The organism is Citrobacter sp. RHBSTW-01013, from assembly GCF_013781985.1.
GTDB lineage: Bacteria > Pseudomonadota > Gammaproteobacteria > Enterobacterales > Enterobacteriaceae > Citrobacter > Citrobacter braakii.
The window spans coordinates 4,316,890-4,338,765 of record NZ_CP056185.1 but is presented as its reverse complement, the minus strand read 5'-3'; the positions used below and the strand labels follow the sequence as shown (position 1 = coordinate 4,338,765).

General features: G+C 45.7%; 16 protein-coding genes. 13 read left to right on the top strand and 3 right to left on the bottom strand.

Annotation, left to right across the window (positions count from 1 at the left end):
* Nucleotides 1-44: 44 nt before the first annotated feature.
* Complete coding sequence (gene mog / locus HV350_RS20795) at nt 45-632, top strand: molybdopterin adenylyltransferase (protein ID WP_047414486.1); 588 nt, start codon at nt 45-47, stop codon at nt 630-632.
* Between the two features lie 124 nt (nt 633-756).
* A complete protein-coding gene (locus HV350_RS20790; RefSeq protein WP_094760794.1) occupies nt 757-2,064 on the top strand; it encodes an MFS transporter in 1,308 nt (435 codons plus the stop codon).
* A 34-nt stretch (nt 2,065-2,098) separates the two neighbouring features.
* Here the strand turns inward: HV350_RS20790 and satP are convergent, their stop codons facing one another.
* Nucleotides 2,099-2,665, bottom strand: a complete 567-nt coding sequence (satP, locus tag HV350_RS20785) for an acetate uptake transporter (protein ID WP_047358362.1) — start codon at nt 2,663-2,665, stop codon at nt 2,099-2,101.
* Nucleotides 2,666-3,276: 611 nt separating this feature from the next.
* On the opposite strand from satP, the gene dnaK reads away from it, so the two are divergent.
* The 5 genes from dnaK (at nt 3,277) to HV350_RS20760 (ending at nt 10,491) form a co-directional block, all read left to right on the top strand.
* Complete coding sequence (gene dnaK / locus HV350_RS20780) at nt 3,277-5,199, top strand: molecular chaperone DnaK (protein ID WP_016151634.1); 1,923 nt, start codon at nt 3,277-3,279, stop codon at nt 5,197-5,199.
* A gap of 85 nt (nt 5,200-5,284) precedes the next feature.
* Nucleotides 5,285-6,418, top strand: a complete 1,134-nt coding sequence (dnaJ, locus tag HV350_RS20775) for a molecular chaperone DnaJ (RefSeq protein WP_008786151.1) — start codon at nt 5,285-5,287, stop codon at nt 6,416-6,418.
* A gap of 190 nt (nt 6,419-6,608) precedes the next feature.
* Nucleotides 6,609-7,562, top strand: a complete 954-nt coding sequence (locus HV350_RS20770; RefSeq protein WP_181598605.1) for a LysR family transcriptional regulator — start codon at nt 6,609-6,611, stop codon at nt 7,560-7,562.
* Nucleotides 7,553-7,876, top strand: coding sequence for a phage holin family protein (locus HV350_RS20765; protein WP_046275510.1), 324 nt, complete (start codon nt 7,553-7,555; stop codon nt 7,874-7,876). Before HV350_RS20770 ends, HV350_RS20765 begins: the two co-directional genes overlap by 10 nt.
* A 902-nt stretch (nt 7,877-8,778) precedes the next feature.
* Nucleotides 8,779-10,491 carry an aryl-sulfate sulfotransferase gene (locus tag HV350_RS20760; protein WP_181629246.1) on the top strand — a complete coding sequence of 571 codons (1,713 nt, stop codon included), beginning with the start codon at nt 8,779-8,781 and terminating at the stop codon, nt 10,489-10,491.
* Nucleotides 10,492-10,555: 64 nt separating this feature from the next.
* Here the strand turns inward: HV350_RS20760 and HV350_RS20755 are convergent, their stop codons facing one another.
* Together HV350_RS20755 and HV350_RS20750 are read right to left on the bottom strand one after the other, a co-directional pair.
* On the bottom strand, nt 10,556-12,127 hold the full coding sequence (locus HV350_RS20755) for a bifunctional UDP-sugar hydrolase/5'-nucleotidase (protein ID WP_065554597.1): 1,572 nt from the start codon (nt 12,125-12,127) through the stop codon (nt 10,556-10,558).
* A 110-nt stretch (nt 12,128-12,237) separates the two neighbouring features.
* A complete protein-coding gene (locus HV350_RS20750) occupies nt 12,238-12,996 on the bottom strand; it encodes an outer membrane protein OmpK (protein ID WP_181629244.1) in 759 nt (252 codons plus the stop codon).
* Nucleotides 12,997-13,569: 573 nt separating this feature from the next.
* Here HV350_RS20750 and HV350_RS20745 point away from each other — a divergent pair.
* From HV350_RS20745 to nhaR, 6 genes are all read left to right on the top strand, one after another.
* Nucleotides 13,570-15,063, top strand: a complete 1,494-nt coding sequence (locus HV350_RS20745; RefSeq protein ID WP_047414473.1) for a sulfatase-like hydrolase/transferase — start codon at nt 13,570-13,572, stop codon at nt 15,061-15,063.
* A 98-nt stretch (nt 15,064-15,161) separates the two neighbouring features.
* A complete protein-coding gene (locus HV350_RS20740) occupies nt 15,162-16,361 on the top strand; it encodes an anaerobic sulfatase maturase (protein ID WP_100250040.1) in 1,200 nt (399 codons plus the stop codon).
* 24 nt (nt 16,362-16,385) lie between these two features.
* Entirely contained in the window at nt 16,386-17,636 is a 1,251-nt protein-coding gene (locus HV350_RS20735) for a cytoplasmic protein (protein ID WP_047414469.1), read from the top strand.
* 118 nt (nt 17,637-17,754) lie between these two features.
* Entirely contained in the window at nt 17,755-19,470 is a 1,716-nt protein-coding gene (locus HV350_RS20730; RefSeq protein WP_181629243.1) for an aryl-sulfate sulfotransferase, read from the top strand.
* A gap of 156 nt (nt 19,471-19,626) precedes the next feature.
* On the top strand, nt 19,627-20,793 hold the full coding sequence (gene nhaA / locus HV350_RS20725) for a Na+/H+ antiporter NhaA (RefSeq protein WP_016151635.1): 1,167 nt from the start codon (nt 19,627-19,629) through the stop codon (nt 20,791-20,793).
* Nucleotides 20,794-20,831: 38 nt separating this feature from the next.
* A complete protein-coding gene (nhaR, locus tag HV350_RS20720; protein ID WP_016151636.1) occupies nt 20,832-21,731 on the top strand; it encodes a transcriptional activator NhaR in 900 nt (299 codons plus the stop codon).
* Nucleotides 21,732-21,876: the final 145 nt, after the last annotated feature.

Below are 21,876 nucleotides of genomic sequence, written 5' to 3'. Positions count from 1 at the left end.
CAGTGTATCATTCTGTTTAACGAGACTGTTTAAACGGAATAATCATGAATACTTTACGCATTGGCCTGGTTTCCATTTCTGACCGTGCTTCCAGCGGCGTTTACCAGGATAAAGGTATCCCGGCCCTTGAAGAGTGGCTGGCGTCAGCCCTTACCACCCCTTTTGAGCTGCAAACGCGATTGATCCCGGATGAACAGGCGATCATCGAACAGACCTTATGCGAGCTGGTAGACGAAATGAGTTGTCATCTGGTGCTGACTACCGGCGGAACGGGTCCGGCCCGTCGTGACGTAACACCTGATGCGACGCTTGCCGTAGCCGACCGTCAGATGCCGGGCTTTGGTGAACAGATGCGCCAGATAAGCCTGCACTTTGTGCCAACGGCGATTCTTTCCCGTCAGGTTGGCGTGATTCGCAAGCAGGCGTTGATCCTGAATCTGCCTGGGCAGCCAAAATCGATCAAAGAGACGCTGGAAGGCGTGAAAGATGCCGACGGTAAGGTTATCGTGCCGGGTATTTTTGCAAGTGTACCGTATTGTATACAGCTATTGGATGGGCCGTATGTGGAAACCGCACCGACTGTTGTAGCATCTTTTCGTCCTAAAAGCGCAATACGCGAAACAAATACCTGAAAGTAGCCCGATCGTGGCATAAGTACCAATGACAGTGGAGTATTGAATTGTTTACGATATAGTAATTTTTGCTTTACATATATCAACGAACAGATTCAATTACTTCACTGACTCATGGTTTGCTATGTCACAACACACTCGACCGCTGAATCGCCAGGATTATAAAACCCTTACGCTTGCTGCCCTTGGTGGTGCGCTTGAGTTTTATGATTTCATTATCTTTGTCTTCTTTGCCGCTGTTGTTGGCGAGCTCTTCTTCCCCGCAGACATCCCTGAATGGCTACGTCAGGTGCAAACCTTCGGCATTTTTGCCGCCGGCTATCTGGCGCGTCCGCTGGGGGGCATCATCATGGCGCACTTTGGCGATCTGGTCGGACGCAAGAAAATGTTCACCCTGAGCATTTTACTGATGGCGATACCGACGCTGGCGATTGGTCTGTTGCCTACCTACGCCTCAATGGGGATCCTCGCGCCGCTGCTGTTACTTCTGATGCGTATTTTGCAAGGCGCTGCCATCGGCGGAGAAGTTCCGGGCGCGTGGGTGTTCGTGGCGGAGCATGTACCGGAGCGTCGCATCGGCATTGCCTGCGGAACGCTGACTGCCGGCCTGACGGTGGGAATTTTGCTGGGGTCGGTGGTTGCGACGCTGGTGAACACCAGCCTGACGCAGCAGGCGGTGCATGATTACGGCTGGCGTATTCCTTTCCTGCTGGGGGGCGTGTTTGGGCTGGTGGCGATGTACCTGCGTCGCTGGCTGCAGGAGACGCCCATATTTCTCGAAATGCAGCAGCGTAAAGCGTTGGCGCAAGAGCTACCGGTGAAGTCAGTGGTGAGCAAACATAAAAAAGCGGTGGTTATTTCAATGCTGCTGACCTGGCTGCTATCGGCTGGGATTGTGGTGGTGATCCTGATGTCACCAGTCTGGTTGCAGAAGCAGTATGGCTTTGCGCCGGCGCTAACGTTGCAAGCCAACAGTGTCGCTACCATTATGCTGTGCGTCGGTTGTCTGCTGGCCGGGTTTATTGTCGACCGGGTCGGCGCCAGCAAAACCTTTATTGTCGGCAGCCTGCTGCTGGCCTGTTCAAGCTGGTTTTTCTATCACCTGACCGGCAGCTATCCCCAGCATTTGTTCCTGTTATACGGGCTGGTGGGGTTATGCGTTGGCGTGGTGGGGGCTGTGCCTTATGTGATGGTGCGGGCGTTTCCGGCGGAAGTCCGCTTTACCGGAATATCCTTTTCTTACAACGTGTCGTACGCCATTTTTGGTGGTCTGACGCCAATCGCCGTCACGATGTTAATGAGCGTGTCGCCAATGGCTCCGGCCTGGTATGTGCTGGCGTTATCGCTGGTAGGGCTAGGTTTGGGGATTTGGCTGCGACAGGATCTTTATCATCGCGATTCGAGCGTACAGGCAGAGTTACAGCGCTTGTAAGGAATATCCCCCCGTCAGGGGGGATAGCATCAGATTAGTGCGCTTCACCAATCGGCAGGATGGTACGGCCAAACTGTTCGTTCAGCACTTCACCCATCGCCAGGTAAATGGCGCTTGCGCCACACACTAAGCCTACCCAGCCAGCAACGTGAATGATCGCTTCGTTACCCGCAATGTTGCCCACGGCCAGCAGGGCGAACAGCACTGTCAGGCTCAGGAACACGAACTGCAGCATGCGCGCCGCTTTCAGCGTACCGAAGAACATGAATAGAGTGAACACGCCCCACAGACCGAGGTAAGCGCCCAGGAACTGACTATTGGTTGCATCCGCCAGGCCCATTTTCGGCATCAGCAGGATCGCAACCAGCGTCAGCCAGAACGAACCGTAGGAGGTAAAGGCGGTTAAACCGAAGGTGTTGCCTTTTTTATATTCCAGCAGTCCGGCAAAAATTTGCGCGATACCGCCGTAGAAAATGCCCATCGCCAGAATAATAACGTCCAGAGCGAAGAAACCCGCGTTGTGCAGGTTAAGCAGAATGGTGGTCATGCCAAAGCCCATCAGGCCCAGCGGTGCCGGATTAGCCAACTTAGTGTTGCCCATAATTCCTCAAAATCATCATTGATTGAATGGTGAAATAGTTTCCCCGAATAACGATCGCTGTCTTCGGGGCGCGGCATGATAATCAGGGGAGAGGGCACTGTCTATGATCTAACGAAGGGTAAATGAATTATTTTCCCTGTGATGGGCATCACGCTAGCCAGTTACGGCGGTGCTGCTCAGCAGAAGGCCCATAAGCAGGCTGGCGGAAAGGGTTAACACGGATTTCATGGAGTTTCTCTTTGACGGCTGCAAAAGTGTGTGACTTCAGACCATATTACCGTCGTCATAAAAACGATTCATGCTCGTAATCTTTTCTTTTTATTGCAATTTTCATGTGAATGGCTTTCCTGATTTAATTGGTTTTATGAATTAATTCTGGTTGGCGACTATTCATTTTTATCTCTTTTTGCCTTTTTTCTGCGAATTTATTGCCACAAGGCTAAAAAAATTTTTCATGCCCCCCTTGATGACGTGGGTTACGACCCCATCTTGTAGACAACCGCAGTGGTGAGTCTGAAAAAAAACGATTCAGGGTAGTTGAAACCGCACGTTTCGCCCTTATTACAGATTCACAACCACATGATGACCGAATTTTTAGTGGAGACGTTTAGATGGGTAAAATTATTGGTATCGACCTGGGTACTACCAACTCTTGTGTAGCGATTATGGATGGCACTACTGCACGTGTGCTGGAGAACGCCGAGGGCGATCGCACCACGCCTTCTATCATTGCTTATACCCAGGATGGTGAAACTCTGGTTGGTCAGCCGGCTAAACGTCAGGCAGTGACAAACCCGCAAAACACCCTGTTTGCGATTAAACGCCTGATTGGCCGCCGCTTCCAGGACGAAGAAGTGCAGCGTGATGAAGCCATCATGCCGTACAAAATCATCGGTGCTGACAACGGTGATGCATGGATTGACGTAAAAGGTCAGAAAATGGCACCGCCGCAGATTTCTGCTGAAGTGCTGAAAAAAATGAAGAAAACGGCTGAAGATTACCTGGGTGAACCGGTAACTGAAGCAGTTATCACCGTACCTGCATATTTTAATGATGCTCAGCGTCAGGCAACCAAAGACGCCGGCCGTATCGCAGGTCTGGAAGTAAAACGTATCATCAACGAACCAACCGCAGCTGCACTGGCTTACGGTCTGGATAAAGAAGTCGGCAACCGTACTATCGCGGTTTATGACCTGGGTGGTGGTACTTTCGATATCTCTATTATCGAAATCGACGAAGTTGACGGTGAAAAAACCTTCGAAGTTCTGGCAACCAACGGTGATACCCACCTGGGTGGTGAAGACTTCGATAGCCGTATGATCAACTACCTGGTTGACGAATTTAAGAAAGATCAGGGTATCGACCTGCGTAACGACCCGCTGGCGATGCAGCGTCTGAAAGAAGCCGCTGAGAAAGCGAAGATCGAACTGTCTTCCGCTCAGCAGACCGACGTGAACCTGCCGTACATCACTGCAGACGCGACTGGTCCGAAACATATGAACATCAAGGTGACCCGTGCGAAACTGGAAAGCCTGGTTGAAGACCTGGTTAACCGTTCTATCGAGCCGCTGAAAGTTGCTCTGCAGGATGCTGGTCTGTCTGTTTCCGACGTTCAGGACGTTATCCTGGTCGGTGGTCAGACTCGTATGCCGATGGTACAGAAGAAAGTAGCTGAGTTCTTCGGTAAAGAGCCGCGTAAAGACGTTAACCCGGACGAAGCTGTGGCAATCGGTGCTGCCGTTCAGGGTGGTGTATTGACCGGTGATGTGAAAGACGTGCTGCTGCTGGACGTTACCCCGCTGTCTCTGGGTATCGAAACCATGGGTGGCGTGATGACTGCACTGATCGCGAAAAACACCACTATCCCGACCAAGCACAGCCAGGTGTTCTCTACTGCTGAAGACAACCAGTCTGCGGTAACCATCCACGTGCTGCAGGGTGAACGTAAACGTGCCGCTGATAACAAAGATCTGGGTCAATTTAACCTGGATGGCATCAGCCCGGCTCCGCGCGGTATGCCGCAGATCGAAGTTACTTTTGACATCGATGCCGACGGTATCCTGCACGTTTCCGCGAAAGACAAAAATAGCGGTAAAGAGCAGAAGATCACCATCAAGGCTTCTTCTGGTCTGAACGAAGAAGAAATTCAGAAAATGGTTCGTGAAGCAGAAGCGAACGCAGAATCTGACCGTAAGTTTGAAGAGCTGGTTCAGACCCGTAACCAGGGTGACCATCTGCTGCACAGCACTCGCAAGCAGGTTGAAGAAGCAGGCGACAAACTGCCGGCTGATGACAAAACTGCCATCGAGTCTGCACTGACCGCGCTGGAAACTTCTCTGAAAGGCGAAGACAAAGCGGATATCGAAGCGAAAATGCAGGCGCTGGCACAGGTTTCCCAGAAACTGATGGAAATCGCTCAGCAGCAGCACGCACAGCAGCAGGCTGGCGCAGCAGGTGCTGATGCTTCTGCAAACAACGCGAAAGATGACGACGTTGTCGACGCTGAGTTTGAAGAAGTGAAAGACAAAAAATAATCGCCCTTTGAACGGGTAATTACTGGCACGGGCGAAGAGGTTTCCTCTCCGCCCGTGCACGCATGTTAGGGGCAGATAAAAAGAGATGGCTAAGCAAGACTATTACGAGATTTTAGGCGTTTCCAAATCAGCGGAAGAGCGTGAAATCAAAAAGGCCTACAAGCGCCTGGCCATGAAATATCACCCGGACCGCAACCAGGGTGATAAAGAGGCCGAAGCCAAGTTTAAAGAGATCAAAGAAGCGTACGAGATCCTCACCGATGCGCAAAAACGTGCGGCTTATGATCAGTACGGCCATGCAGCGTTTGAGCAAGGCGGTATGGGCGGCGGCGGCGGTTTTGGCGGCGGGGCCGACTTCAGCGATATCTTTGGTGACGTGTTTGGCGATATCTTTGGCGGCGGTCGCGGTCGTCAGCGCGCCTCACGTGGTGCTGATTTACGTTACAACATGGATCTCACTCTGGAAGAAGCCGTGCGTGGCGTCACCAAAGAGATCCGTATTCCGACGCTGGAAGAGTGTGATGTTTGCCACGGCAGCGGTGCGAAGGCGGGCACGCAACCCCAGACCTGTCCAACCTGTCACGGTTCTGGTCAGGTGCAGATGCGTCAGGGCTTTTTTGCCGTACAGCAGACCTGTCCACACTGTCAGGGCCGCGGTACGTTGATTAAAGACCCGTGCAACAAATGCCATGGTCATGGTCGCGTTGAGAAGAGCAAAACGCTGTCCGTTAAGATCCCGGCTGGGGTTGATACTGGCGACCGTATTCGTTTAGCGGGTGAAGGTGAAGCCGGTGAACATGGCGCGCCAGCAGGCGATTTGTACGTTCAGGTGCAGGTAAAACAGCACCCAATTTTCGAACGTGAAGGCAATAACCTGTACTGCGAAGTGCCGATTAACTTTGCGATGGCAGCGCTGGGCGGCGAGATTGAAGTGCCGACGCTGGATGGTCGCGTGAAGTTAAAAATCCCGGGCGAAACGCAGACCGGCAAACTGTTCCGCATGCGTGGTAAAGGCGTTAAGTCAGTACGCGGCGGCGCACAGGGCGATCTGCTGTGCCGTGTGGTGGTTGAAACCCCGGTAGGCCTCAACGACAAGCAGAAGCAGTTGCTGAAAGATCTGCAGGACAGCTTTGGCGGCCCGACCGGCGAGCAAAACAGTCCGCGCTCTAAAAGCTTCTTCGACGGTGTGAAGAAATTTTTTGACGATTTGACGCGCTAATTTACAGCTGTCTTATTAATTAAAAGGCCTTGGATTGAAGAATCCTGGGCTTTTTATTTTTGTATCGAATACAAAAATAATTAGTTAGATATCAAGAATAAATCTTCAGGAAAAATGATGAGAAATGATTTTTTAAAATAAAGATTTTCTTCTATTTTTTGCTCAGTTAATAGAAGAAAAGGTGAGTGAAATGCTTGTGCGCGAAAATGATTTTGACTTCAATTTAATTAAGATATTTAATGCCGTTGTGGAATCCGGAAACGCTTCTCGAGCTTCCGAGAGATTATCCATAACACCAGCTGCTGTTTCTCAGGCGTTAAGTCGATTACAGAATATTTATTCATTTAAGCTCTTTGAACGAACCCGAAAAGGGTTGACGCCTACGAAAAAAGGATTGGAACTCCATAAGGCCTATAGCCATGTTGTGAATGTAATCAACGCTACATATTCACTTTCAAAGAATAACTACGATCCTCCAGCAATAACTTTATTAGGGAGTGATATTGTAGAGAATTATTATCTCCATCATTTTATTAGGAATGATGAATTAATTGAAAAGTATGAAATAAATCATTATGCAGTAAATAAAAATAGCGAAGATACTTTGGCTGAAATGTTACTTTCTGGAGTGGGTGATATTTTAATTAATCTTTCACCACCAAAAAACTTTGATATTGAAGTCCATCTTATTGACGTTTTTAGGCAATATGTTTGTATTTGTGGCAACGACAATCCACTATCAATCTTAGAGCAAATCTCACTACACCATTTTTATACTTTTTCACATGCGGTATATCAATCTGATATGTTCTCTCCGGAAGTAATGGTTTATACCAATAGCGTTGATCATAGAACAGAACGTAAAATAGGTTATCGCAGCGATTCTATGTTAGGGGTAGTCAATATAGTAGAAACAACAAATATGATCTGCATTGTACCTCTTGAGTTGGCTTCATTTTTTAAATATACCAGAGGGTATAACATTAAAATATTATCACTGCCTGATGAATTATTTTTTAAAACAATCCCTGTTTATGCTTCTTTATATAAAAAAAGCAAATATTATGTTGTGCTTAGAGAGTGGATAGTGATACTGCAATCTAAATATTCATCTATAAATGATCGGGATAATTTATGTCAGTGATAATAAGTTCAGAACCTGCCTTAAAGTATATTATAGAGCTAGAGACTATTCTTGCGATTATTATCGTGAGTGCTTGGGGGGGAGTCGTTAGCTATCTCATGAGAGAAGCCCGGGGACGAAAGAAAAAAAATATAGCAGGATGTTTAAAACAAGTCATTATTTCATGTTTTACAGGTTTTTTACTCTCTGGTATTGCTCTTGATAAAGGTGCTGGTATAAATATGATACTCATATTGTCAGGGCTGGGAGGGGTTTTTGCTGGGCCCGTACTGAAAATGTTGAAAGATAAACTGGCACAGGTTTTTGCTAAGTGAGCTGTATTGCCCGTCCATGGGCATTACCATACTTAAAGCAAGTAAAATCTTAGTGTGATATATAGAATTATTGTAATAAATAAAATCATTGCATAATAATACAGAAACGGTTTCTGCAGGAAATGATGTTTGCTATTTAAGCATTTTATTTCTATGTTTTCATTAATCTGTACTCCTTGACGTGGAATTGTAATGAACAAATTGTCAATGCCAAAAATTCTCAGGTCTTTTCTGACCAGATAGAGTAGTTGAGTCAGATTAGCATCGCTTATAAATGTACTCCTGTCCTCCCATAATGCTTCCGCAATATGATTTTTCCTTATCACCAGTTCTTGCGCATGAGTTAGGATGAAATTTAAACATTTAGAACGCATATGAGTAAGTTTTATTGTTCGCTTCCCATCTTTACTTTTTAATTCATGGCTGGCGTTATCATACATACAACTATTTTTAATAATGTAAATGGTCATTTATATACCATGGTTAGTTTAATGTGTTCAGAAATATTAAATACAAATTTTCTGTTATTCAATACATATGCATACCTGTTGCATGTAAAAACGATACGTGTCACATAAGTTATGATATTTTTAGTTTGTATTAATTTTAAATTAAATAGGAGTTATTTATTTAATTGGCCATTAGGGGGGTAGGGAGGCATTATTGAGTTTTTTGACATAGGCTGAATGGCAATTTATAGACTTTTATTTGGGGATATATGGCATAGCTTATTAATAGATGATTTTATAGTCACATAAATTTTTTGTTTCTTCATAAAGATGTTTTTTTAGATTATTTTATTACTAGTTATTTGTACGAATACTACGGTTCTGTTTATCTTACCAGCTATCGGGATTATATAGCCGATTGGAAATGAAAACTTTTTGTGAAAGGATAGAGATATGCAAATTAATAAATTACAAATTAGTCAACCAGAACCTCGTATGCCAGTTAACCAGAAAATTGATGTTGATAACGCAACGGTGCTTTCGCATAATGCAATCTATCAAACACTCCTCTCTGCAGTGATGGAAACTAATGATTATGATAATGCCATAGTTACGTTAGATCCTTATAGTACGGCACCTTTAAGCCTGTATCTGGGTATTTGGGGGAAATTGAATGAAGATATCAAAATTAATGTGCAGGATAGCAAGGGGATAACGGTAGCTGTATCCTGGACCTACAGCATGCAGACCGGTGCAAACCTGATTCCAGTTTCGGGTCTGGTTGCCGGGGAGGTTAACGTCGTTACCTTAATCTCAGGTGCGCAGATTGTTGGGCAATACACGGTTACCCCATCAGCATTGCCGCCATCGGATTCTGCTGATATCAGTCTTGGCTTCCCTGTCATCACTGTGACAAAGTCAGTTGACGATTCCTCATTAGTTGCAGATGGCCTTTATTTTTCAACATATTTTGATCGCTATAATCTTGCCTTTGATCAAAATGGCATCGTTCGTTGGTATGTCTCTCAGGCAATTCCTTCCTATAATTTTGTCCGAACAGACAGCGGGCATTTCCTGGCTACGTCACAAGGAATTAATCACTGCCTGGATATGTACGAATTTGACGTAATGGGCAGAGTATATGCAGTCTATCTCCTTGATAATGAGTTTCATCACTCCATTCTGCCATTAGAGAACAATCTGGCTATTGCCCCCTCGGAATATACTAATGGACGTCCAGATGATTACTCAACAGGTAAAGATGGTGTTTCCATTATCGATCTCACTTCAGGGCTTGAGGTTGCTTATTATGACATGTTAAAAGTGATGGACTATTCTCGTTCGCCACGTCCATCAGGAAGTGCACCGGGTCAATCGGCTACGATGGATGACTGGCTGCATATCAACCAGAGCTATATTAATACAACCAATAATGTGCTGGTTTCATCAGGGCGTCACCAAAGTGCCATCTTCGGTGTTGATGTCGACTCGGGCCAACTGCGTTTTATTATGGCTGATCATGAAGACTGGGCCTCCGACTTTGAGGAATACTTGCTGACACCTGTCGATGAGTCAGGTAATCCGCTGTTTGATTTTTCTACTCAAGATGGAATTGATTTAGCGAACAGTAATTTCTGGACATGGGGGCAGCATAATATCGTAGAGATTCCAAATGCTGAGATCGGTATTCTGGAGTTTTTAGTTTTTGACAATGGAAATTATCGTTCTCGAGACGATGCAAGGAGCTTGTTGCCAAAGGATAACTTTAGCCGGGTAGTTCAGTTTAGAATAGATCTAAACACGATGACGGTAACACGCTCGTATGAATATGGGAAAGATGAGGTTGGTAGCAGGGGCTACAGCAGCTTCGTAAGTGCCAAGCATTTATTGAGCAATGGTAATCTGGTCATCCATTTTGGTGCAAGCACCATGGATGAAAATGGTCGTCCTCTATCTGCCCAACCGGGATACAGTGATATTGTGGATCCGCAAGATGGAAGTCAGGCGCTGGGGATGTTGGTATTACAAGAGATCAATAAGCAGACGAAACAGCTTCTTTTTGAGGCGACGGTAACGTCAGGTTATTATAAAAATGCTGAAGTAAATGGTGATGATTATCGTTATGATATTTCTGCTTTCAGAGTTTATAAACTGCCATTATTTTGATAAGTAAAAATGAATGCGGCCATGATTGTGGCCGCATTATGTATTAAATGATCTTACTAAAAAATCATTTGCTAATATCGTCAACACGCATTGTGTGATCAGGAACAATGTTCTTCACATGCTCCATGTAATCGATTATTGCCTGAGCGGTTTGTAATCCCTTAATGTATTTAACATTTTTACTATTGGTGAAACTAAATCCACCACCGCCTTTCCCGATAAAAGAATCCAGAGCAATAGTATAAAATTGACTGTCTTCTACCGGTTTTCCTTTAATACTAAACGAAACAATACGCTGCCCCAACGGTTTTGTGCTGTCGTATTTAAACTGTACCGTTTTTGACGCGTGTAGCGTCCCATTTTTCAAATCTGCGGCATGAGACATAATTGACCTGAGATCTTTACCGCTGATCTCCACACTCATTACATCATTGGTGAATGGATACATGCTCAATACATCACCATATGTAATGTTGCCTTTGGGTAATTCGGAACGAATACCGCCAGCATTATAGAATGAGGCATCGGCGTAAGGTACCTTATACATCAAAGCATCAGTAATTAAATTACCTGTAGTAGCAGATTCACCATAAGAACGGGTCAAAATTTCAGGTGAGTAGGCGACGACTCTGTCGGTAATTTTCTTAACTTTATTGTTCCACTCATCGATTTTTGCCTGTGTTTGCGGATCAGGCTTATAGGTATCTGCGTACATCGTGATTAGCTTACCATTGTAGCTATCCACTTTTTTGGTTTCAGGGTTCCAGTCGAGGACTAACTTGCCTAACTCAATCGTGTAGGCATTAGTTGAAACCACCAACGTATCGCCGACTTTAATGGGTTCTGGGGTACCTTTATGGGCATGGCCGGTGATCAGTACGTTCAGCCCGTAGCCTTCAAGCGTTTTAGCCATTTCAACGTCAGCTTTCAGCGCACGGGCAACGTCTTCATCACCACCGCTGGATTGACGACCCGGCACACCTTCATGCGCGAGCAGTACTGTCAGGTCAACTTTCCCTTTCAATTCTTCCAGTTGTTTTTTCACATACGGTACGGGATCCTGGCAGTCAACACCTTCACGGACGCCTGCGGCAATTGCTTCATAAAATGCCGAAACGCCGTGCATCCCAATAACACCAATTTTCAAACCATTTTTTTCGACGATGGTATAAGGTGTTTTAATTAATGGTTTATCACTATTGCTGTAAAACACGTTGTTGAGCAGTACCGGAAATTTAAGTTTACTCAGTTGTGTGACTAGATTTTCATGTCCATGGTCAAACTCATGATTTCCTACCGAAACGGCATCATAGGGCATGGTATTCAAAATATCGATAATGGCTTCACCTTTGGTTAAGGTGCTGATATAAGGGCCAGTAAAATAGTCACCTGCATCAAAGAAAAAAACATCTTTATCTTTTTCTTTGGCATCCTTAACTATTTTAGAGATAGGAGCAAATCCTCCTACCTCACGTGTCTTCGACACAGAAGGAATAATCCCTGGTGTAACGTGAGCATGCAAATCATTTGTGTAGTAAATGGTAATGTCTCTGGCATCTGCAGTAAAGGTTATAGCAGATGATAAACCAATACATAAAGACAAGAGGGACAGCGAGAATTTATTCTTCACATTCATATTCATATTCCATTTATTCGATATATTGACAATTACACCTCACCGCATCTGATATATCGGATGCAGAGTTTCAAACTGGGTTATTTCTTTTTTATTTATTTTGATAGTAATCAGAACTCGAAGCCAATCATATAATTCATACGGTCACCATAATCTTTATAACCTAATTTATTATTAAAGTAACGATAGGATACCGATGCAGTCCAGCTAGGTATAAATTTCCATGTGAAAGTCACTGCGCCATTCAGACCAGTATGTCCACCTTGTTGCTCTGCATAGGCATCATTACGATCCATTTCAATTTCATTCCAGTTGGAAACAGCAAATTTTTCGTTAAACATTTCAAAATTATATGCCGCAACCCAACCAAGTACATATCCGTTAAGGCCAGTAGCCTGACCGTATTTTTTTGACGTATAGTCGTTGGATAAATTGTGTATAGCCACATAGGGTTTAATGAACCATGATTTTTCTACCAGACCAAGGTAGCCGACCCCATACATCATATTCAATTCATCACCAAACGTGTTCTCCATCGACATATAGAGTTTGGTCATCAACGTAAAATCAGAACCTTCTATCGGACGATAATGTCCGAGAAACTGAGTAACGTGGTTCCGTCCTTCGACTGGATGGTTGAGAACGTTCATTTCGTAAAATGAAGCAAATTCACCTCTGTCGAAAACGGCGCCAAAATCAGCCACCGCTTTCCACACTTCACCACGATCGACGTTTACGAAACCTTTATTCCAGTCACCATACCCGAGACTAATTTTCCCATATACGCGTTTTAGTTCAGCTGAATGACCATTAAAACAGGCTAAGATAAGGCATACACCAAGTAGACTATTAATGTATTTTTTGTTCATGCTCAGCTCCGTGAGGTAAAGAAAATAATAAAGTGTAATGCTTTTGAAAAAAAGGAAGTCTATTGGTTGATGTTTTGTTTGTGAGTGATAGGTGTCGCAAAAATACCAGTGTTCGAATATTAATTTGAGAAAGTGTCGGGAGGTGTTGTTTTTTTTATGCTAACTTTATGTTTTTTTGAATATAAGGCGTGTTACCGGAGTAACGCGAATATTTTTTATCGATGCTTTTGATATTCTTTTTGTATGACTTATTCGCTATTAGCAACTTAGTGCCGAGAAAACAACATATGCTGACATTAACGAGATATAGAGAGGGTGAGGGAGGTGTTTGGGATCTTCGTCACTTGTTATTGTGCAGTTTTTTAATAGAATTTTCTGGTAAGTTTATATAAATAAAAATGATACTTTAATTATTAATATAGCGTCTGCGAATGTATTTGTTTCTTTATTTTTTTTCAATCACTCTTTATTGCATGCTGATGTAATAGTGAGTGCCAGAAATCAACCGAAAATATTAAGCCTTTTGGCAAGTTTATTGCGTAATTGGTGATGTGATAATTCAAAGGAGTTGAAATGAAAAGAACTGTTGTTGCCAGTATGATCGGACTGGCCTTATGTGCCGGAAGCGTATCGTCAACCGCGCAGGCTGCTACGGATAAACGTCCTAACTTAGTCATCATTCTTGCTGACGATTTAGGCTATGGCGATCTCGCGACTTATGGCCATCAAATCGTCCAAACACCTAATATCGACAAGCTGGCGCAGGAAGGGGTGAAATTTACCGACTACTATGCACCTGCGCCGCTGTGTTCTCCTTCTCGTGCTGGTTTATTAACGGGGCGTATGCCGTTTCGTACCGGGATACGCTCATGGATCCCTGAAGGGAAAGACGTCGCATTAGGGCGCAATGAATTGACGATTGCCAATCTGCTGAAAGAGCAGGGCTACGACACGGCGATAATGGGCAAATTACACCTGAATGCCGGAGGAGATCGCACCGATCAGCCGCAAGCGAACGATATGGGATTCGATTACACCCTGGTGAATGCTGCCGGGTTCGTAACGGACTCAACTTTAGATACCGCAACAGAGCGCCCGCGTCATGGCATGGTACATCCAACCGGTTTTGTGCGTAACGGCAAGCCGATTGGTAGAGCGGAGACCTTCAGTGGAGAATTAGTAAGCTCTGAAGTCGTGAACTGGTTGGACAATAAGAAAGATGATAAGCCGTTTTTCTTATACGTCGCCTTCACAGAAGTTCATAGCCCACTGGCATCGCCGAAAAAGTATCTCGATATGTATTCACAAAACATGAGCGACTACCAGAAACAGCATCCGGATCTGTTCTACGGAGATTGGGCTGATAAACCGTGGCGCGGCACGGGAGAATATTACGCCAATATCAGCTATATGGATGCCCAGGTCGGTAAAGTAATGGACAAGATTAAGGCAATGGGTGAAGAAGATAACACCATTGTCATTTTTACCAGCGATAACGGACCGGTCACACGCGAGGCTCGTAAAGTGTATGAACTGAACCTGGCGGGCGAAACGGATGGGCTTCGCGGTCGTAAAGACAATTTGTGGGAAGGCGGCATCCGTGTTCCGGCAATCATCAAGTATGGTAAACATATTCCGCAGGGGATGGTAACGGATACGCCGGTTTATGGTCTCGACTGGATGCCGACGCTGGCAAATATGATGGATTTTAAACTGCCAACAGATCGTACCTACGATGGGCAGTCTCTGGTGCCATTACTGGAACAGAAAACGTTAGCGCGTCAGAAGCCACTCATTTTTGGTATTGATATGCCATTCCAGGATGATCCAACGGATGAGTGGGCTATTCGCGATGGTGACTGGAAAATGATCATCAATCGCGAAAATAAACCTAAATACCTCTACAACCTGAAAAAAGATCGTTTTGAAACCCTTAATCAGATTGGCAAGCAGCCTGATATCGAAAAACAGCTGTACGGTAAGTTCCTGAAGTACAAAAAGGATATTGATAACGATTCCTTAATGAAAGCCCGAGGTGAAAAACCGACGCCAGTAACCTGGGGTTAATCGGATAACAACAAAAAAATAGAGTATGCCACTTAGGGCTATGCCCGCCTGGCTCAGTATTTTTATGCTGAGCCGGGTTCTTTTATTTATGGACCTCCGTGATGCAAAGGAAAAGTTGTCAGGTAATGGTTAAGCCGACAGGATCAGTATGCAATCTGGACTGCAAATACTGTTTTTACCTGGAAAAAGAGAAGCTCTATCCAGACAGAAAAGCAAATTTCAAAATGTCAGATGAAATGCTTGAATTATTCATCAAGCAACACATTGCCGCACAGGATGTGGATGACGTCATTTTTGCATGGCAAGGTGGAGAACCGACTCTGATGGGGCGCGCGTTTTACCAGCGGGCGATTGAACTTCAGCAGCGTTACGCTGAGGGGAGAACCATAGTAAATACCTTTCAGACTAATGGCGTTTTGATCGACGAAGAATGGGCTGAGTTTTTCAAGAAGAATGATTTTCTGGTGGGGATTTCTGTTGACGGTGACGCCGCGCTACATGATGAATGGCGTGTTACTCGTTCGGGTAAACCGACACATGAGAAAGTGGAGCAGGCCATTAAACGCCTGGTACGTCACGGCGTTGAGTTTAATACGCTGACGGTGGTTAACCACACTAATATGTCTCATCCACTGCAGGTTTACCAATATCTGAAAAGCATTGGTAGCCAGTATATGCAGTTTATTCCATTAGTGGAGAGGCGTAGTGACAACAGCGATGCCGAGTTGGCTGCACCCTGTGATAAACAAACGAAAATGATGCCGTGGTCCGTTGACTCACTTGAATTCGGCCATTTTCTCAATGCTATTTTTGATATCTGGATCCGTGAGGATATTGGTAATATTGGCATACAGATATTTGAGCAGACGCTGGCTGCCTGGTGCGGATTACCTCCGCATGTGTGCGTGTTTTCTCCAACGTGCGGCAGTGCATTCGCAATGGAAATGAATGGTGATGTTTATAACTGCGATCACTTTGTCTATCCGCAGTACAAACTAGGGAATATTCAGCATACAACGGTGCGTGCGATGAACAATAGTGAGCAAAATCGGCAATTCGGCAATGATAAAAGCCGTACCATGGCGCAAGAATGTTACTCCTGTCAGTGGCGGTTTGCTTGCAATGGGGGATGTCCTAAACACCGATTTCTCCCCTCAGTCTCAGGAGTATCGAATCAGAACTTTTTATGTGCTGGTTATCAGTTGTTTTTTTCCCATACTGCACTAGCGATGGGGGCGATGAAAACGCTCTATGAAAATAATATTTCGCCAGCAGAGATAAAAACAATATTTGTGTGATAGTAATATTCGCAGGGAGTGAATATGTTTTCTCGAATCAATGTTGATGCCTGTAAAACACCTACTTGTAAAAATATGGGTATATTAAATAGTCCGGATTATTTAACCCAAGGGAAGGAGATTCTGTGTAGAGAATGTGGATTTTTGTTCCCCATCATTTCTGAGTACTCGCTCAATCTCTTCCGTCAGTCGGCAAACCAGGCCTGGAAGGGATTGATTAAAGCTTGTCCTGGCTGCGGTAGTTCATCACTGAAAAAATATGGATTTTCCGCTCAAAGAGAGGCGCGACTATACTGCCTTGAGTGCCACAAAACGTTCGTTTCCCCAGGAGAACATAAGGCAGATATCCGTCAGGAAAACCTTGCCAGACTTATCCAGGAAGGCGCTTCGTTGTCTGATATTAGAGCGACACTTTCATTAGACAGCACGGGTCTAAACCGTGCGCTACAAAAATTATCCCGCAAGGTAAATGAGGCTGAACGAGAGTTCGTTTTTCCTGCGTTTGATCTGGCGATGAGTACGTGCGCTTTTCGGGTTAAATTTAATGGCGGCGACAACAGTTTGTATGCTCTGGTTACGGCAGAAGAGAGCAGTGGCAGGGTTATCGCTGTGACAACTAATTATTCCACGCAGCCTGTCGAAAACGAATATCAGTACATTTCTGAATACGAGGAACGTCTGCCGCCTGGGACGTTAGCGCATCTTGTCCAACGCAAAGAACTCATGACGATGCGGCGAAATACCCTATTTGATATCGACTATGGTCCCGCCACGCTTTACAAAAACGATCCCGGGATGTTGGTAAAACCGGTTCTTCCCGCGTACCGGCATTTTGAGCTGGTCAAAGAGCTTACGGATGAGCACTCCCTCAATGTTCAGCACGACATCGATCATGAGTGTTTTATATTAGGAGGATGTATGATGGCTAATCTGCAATCTGTGCGGCAAGGTCGTTGTCATATATCATTTGTAAGAGAAATGGGGGTTTCACCTCCGGATAAAGACTTTCCTTATCGAGTGTTCCTTAGTGGCGGAATACGTAATAATGTCTGGCGAGCCTTCTCAACACGCGGTTACTCTAAAGCCGTATGTAACCTCACAGGAAATAAAAAAACGAGTATGCTACGCTACGCTACCTTAACGGGCAGCACTAAATTTATTCAGTTTTTGCATACGCATCCGTTTTTCTTTCAGCTTAGCCGCCTGTCTCCTGCCAATGTTACGGTCGTACTGAATTATTTAAAATTTGAATATAATAAAAATATAATGCGATAACGGAATGTTTTTATTGATATTAATTGATACTTTTTGATTGCCTGATTGATACATCCCCAGTGTATTTATTTTGTTGTTCCGCTGTGGAACGATGAAATGAATAAATTGGACACGCATAATGAAAAAGATTATTTCCCCCGATATTAAGTTGCCTACACCTCGTCCCGCTGTTAATCAGGAGATTGACAGCAATAATGAGATGGTTCTCAGTCATACAGCTGTTTATCAAGATTGTCTGGCTCGGATCACTGATGAGAATACGTTGGAAAATGCGGTCATTGTTCTAAACCCTTATGGTACAGCCCCTTTAAGTGCATATGCCGGTGTTTGGAGTGCTGAAGAACGTACTGTAACGCTGAAAATTCAGGATCTGGCGCAAAGCGCGATACAAGTCGTGCAAGATTTTACGTTGAATGTGGGGGCGAATCTGCTGCCTGTACTTGGCCTAGTGGCAGATGTCGATAACCAACTGGCTATTTTGGTTGATGAAGTCGTTATCGCCACTTATACGATAGCAACCCAACCTTTACCTGCAACGGATTCTGCAGATGTGCAGTTAGGGTTTCCTGTTATCAATGTGACTCAACCAGTGACTGACGCCGACCTGATTGTGCCGGGCTGCTATTTCATTACGCATTTCGACCGCTATAACTATGCTCTGGATCAGGATGGTGTGGTGCGTTGGTACGTGACACAGGACTTCCCGTCATTCAATTTGGTGCGCATTGATAACGGTCATTTCTTGGCTACATCAGAAGCTAAAAACACCTGCCTTGAGATGTATGAGTTCGACATGATGGGACGGCTGTATACTTTTTATATTCTGGATAACCAATTCCACCACTCAATTTGGCAATGGGACAGTAATACCATCGTCGCGCCTTCCGAATATACCTCGGGCAGACCAGATTCACTGAAGACTAATGAAGATGGCGTCTCAGTTGTGGATTTATCTACCGGGCTGGAAATTGCCTATTACGACATGGCCGCTATTCTTGATACCTCACGTACAGCGAGACCAACGGGGACGGCACCTGGTGAAGATCCGACCGCTCAGGACTGGCTGCATATCAACCAAAGCTATGTTAATGAAACGAATAGTTTGCTGATCGCTTCAGGGCGTCATCAGAGCGCTGTTTTTGGCATCAGCCTCGAGACTGAATCGCTGCAGTTTATTATGTCCACGCATGAAGATTGGAGCGAGGAGTATAAGCCTTACCTTCTGACTCCGGTCGACAGTGATGGTGTCCCTCTTTATGACTTCAGCAATCAGGATGATGTGGATGCGGCAAACCGTGATTTTTGGTCGTGGGGACAACACAATGTGACTGAAGTGGCTAATGACGAACCAGGAATGGTCGAATTTATGGTATTCGACAATGGTAACTATCGCTCTCGTGTTGATAGTAAAAGCCTGCTTCCACCAGATAATTACAGCCGGGTTGTACACTTTATCGTTGATTTGAACGCAATGACGGTAATGCGCCCTTTTGAATACGGTAAGGAGTTGGGAGCTCGCGGTTATAGTAGTTGTGTAAGCGCCAAAGAGGTGTTGCAGAATGGCAACATCGTTGTGCATTTCGGCGATTGCACATTTGACGAAAATGGCCGAGCTATCTCTTGCCAGCCGGGGGATAGCGATATTATTGACCCGCAGGAAGGAAATGAAGCATTGGGGAATTTGCTTCTGCAAGAAATTGAACCGGTAACCAAGTCGGTGCTTTTTGAGGCGACAATGACCTCTGGTTACTATAAAAACGAGGAAGTGAATGGCGTAGGCTATCGCTATGACATCACCAGTTTCCGCGTTTATAAAATGGGACTGTATGCCTGATTAGGTCTCAGTGTTTTGCGCTCTATGCCCGACATCTGTTCGGGCTTTTTTGTTCGTAAAAACCGATCTATTCATCATGAATAATCTAATTTTAACGAGCTTTCTGAAGGTGTAAGATAGTATTTACGAAGTATTCACCCAATAGAGAGAATAAAAGTGAAACATCTGCATCGTTTTTTTAGTAGTGACGCCTCGGGGGGCATCATTCTGATCATCGCTGCCGTGGTTGCTATGCTGATGGCAAATATCGGGGTTACCAGTGGATGGTACCACGCCTTTCTGGAAACGCCCGTTCAACTGCGGGTTGGCGCGCTTGAGATCAACAAAAATATGCTGCTGTGGATCAATGACGCGTTGATGGCGGTGTTCTTCCTGTTGATCGGTTTGGAAGTGAAGCGCGAGTTAATGCAAGGTTCGCTGGCCAGTCTGCGCCAGGCGGCGTTTCCGATCATTGCCGCTATCGGGGGCATGATTGTCCCGGCGCTGCTGTATCTGGCATTCAACTATGCTGACCCTATCACCCGTGAGGGTTGGGCGATCCCGGCGGCAACAGATATCGCTTTTGCATTAGGCGTGCTGGCGCTGTTGGGCAGCCGTGTCCCACTGGCGTTGAAAATCTTCCTGATGGCGCTGGCGATAATCGATGACCTCGGCGCTATTGTGATCATCGCGTTGTTCTACACCAGCGATCTCTCGCTGCTGTCGCTGGGCGTTGCCGCGTGCGCGATCCTTGTCCTGGCAGCATTGAATCTGTGCGGTGTAAGACGTACCGGTATTTATATTCTGGTTGGCGTAGTGCTGTGGACGGCCGTACTGAAGTCTGGCGTGCATGCAACTCTGGCGGGTGTGATCGTCGGTTTCTTCATTCCGTTGAAGGAAAAACACGGGCGTTCACCGGCGAAGCGTCTGGAGCATGTTCTGCACCCGTGGGTGGCATACCTGATCCTACCGTTGTTTGCCTTCGCTAACGCGGGTGTCTCACTGCAGGGCGTCACCATTGATGGACTGACCTCGGTGTTACCGCTGGGGATCATTGCTGGCCTGTTAATCGGGAAACCACTGGGTATCAGCCTCTTTTGCTGGCTGGCGTTACGCTTCAGGATGGCGCAATTGCCGGAGGGAACGAATTTCCAGCAAATTATGGCAGTCGGCATTCTGTGCGGCATTGGCTTTACGATGTCGATTTTCATCGCCAGCCTGGCGTTTGGGACCGTCGATCCTGAGCTGATTAACTGGGCGAAACTGGGGATCCTGATCGGTTCTTTGCTGTCGGCGGTAATAGGTTACTGCTGGTTACGCACCCGGTTGAACGCAGCAGCCTGACGGGATAACCCTTTCGTGACAATTTTCAGGGAGAGTGTATGTCTCATATAAACTACAACCACCTGTACTACTTTTGGCATGTATATAAAGAAGGATCGGTGGTTGGTGCAGCAGAGGCGCTTTATCTGACACCGCAGACCATTACCGGGCAGATTAAAGCGCTTGAGGAACGCTTACAGGGAAAGTTGTTCAAGCGGAAGGGGCGTGGACTGGAGCCCAGCGAATTAGGCGAATTGGTTTTTCGTTATGCGGATAAGATGTTCACGTTAAGCCAGGAAATGCTGGATATCGTGAACTATCGCAAAGAGTCGAATTTACTGTTCGATGTCGGCGTGGCGGATGCGTTGTCCAAACAGCTGGTCAGCAGCGTGCTGAATGCTGCAGTCGTTGAAGATGAACAAATCCATCTGCGTTGTTTTGAATCAACGCACGAGATGCTGCTGGATCAGCTCAGCCAGCATAAACTGGATATGATTATCTCCGACTGCCCGATCGATTCTACGCAGCAGGAAGGGTTGTTCTCAGTGCGGATTGGCGAATGCAGCGTGAGCTTTTGGTGCACCCAGCCATTGCCTGAGAAACCATTTCCGGCCTGCCTCGAAGAGCGTCGATTGCTGATCCCAGGGCGCCGTTCGATGCTCGGGCGTAAGCTGCTGAACTGGATTAATTCACAAGGGCTGAACGTTGAAATCCTTGGCGAGTTTGATGATGCCGCGCTGATGAAAGCGTTCGGCGCAACGCATAACGCTATTTTTGTTGCGCCTACGCTTTATTCCCACAATTTCTATGCCGATGATTCAATTGTTGAAATTGGACGCGTAGAGAATGTGATGGAGGAGTATCACGCCATATTTGCGGAAAGAATGATCCAGCATCCAGCGGTGCAGCGTATTTGCAATGCGGACTACTCGGCATTATTTAAGCTGCAATCAGCCTGATCGTCGTAATGCTTCCGGCTGCGGTGGTTGCCTACAGCCGGAAGGATTCTACTGCTTTAATAAATTCCGGTACTGACCACCTTCGCGGATAAATACCGGAATTCTGTTCCGTGGCCAGCCGTTTTCACGCATCTCCCGATACCTC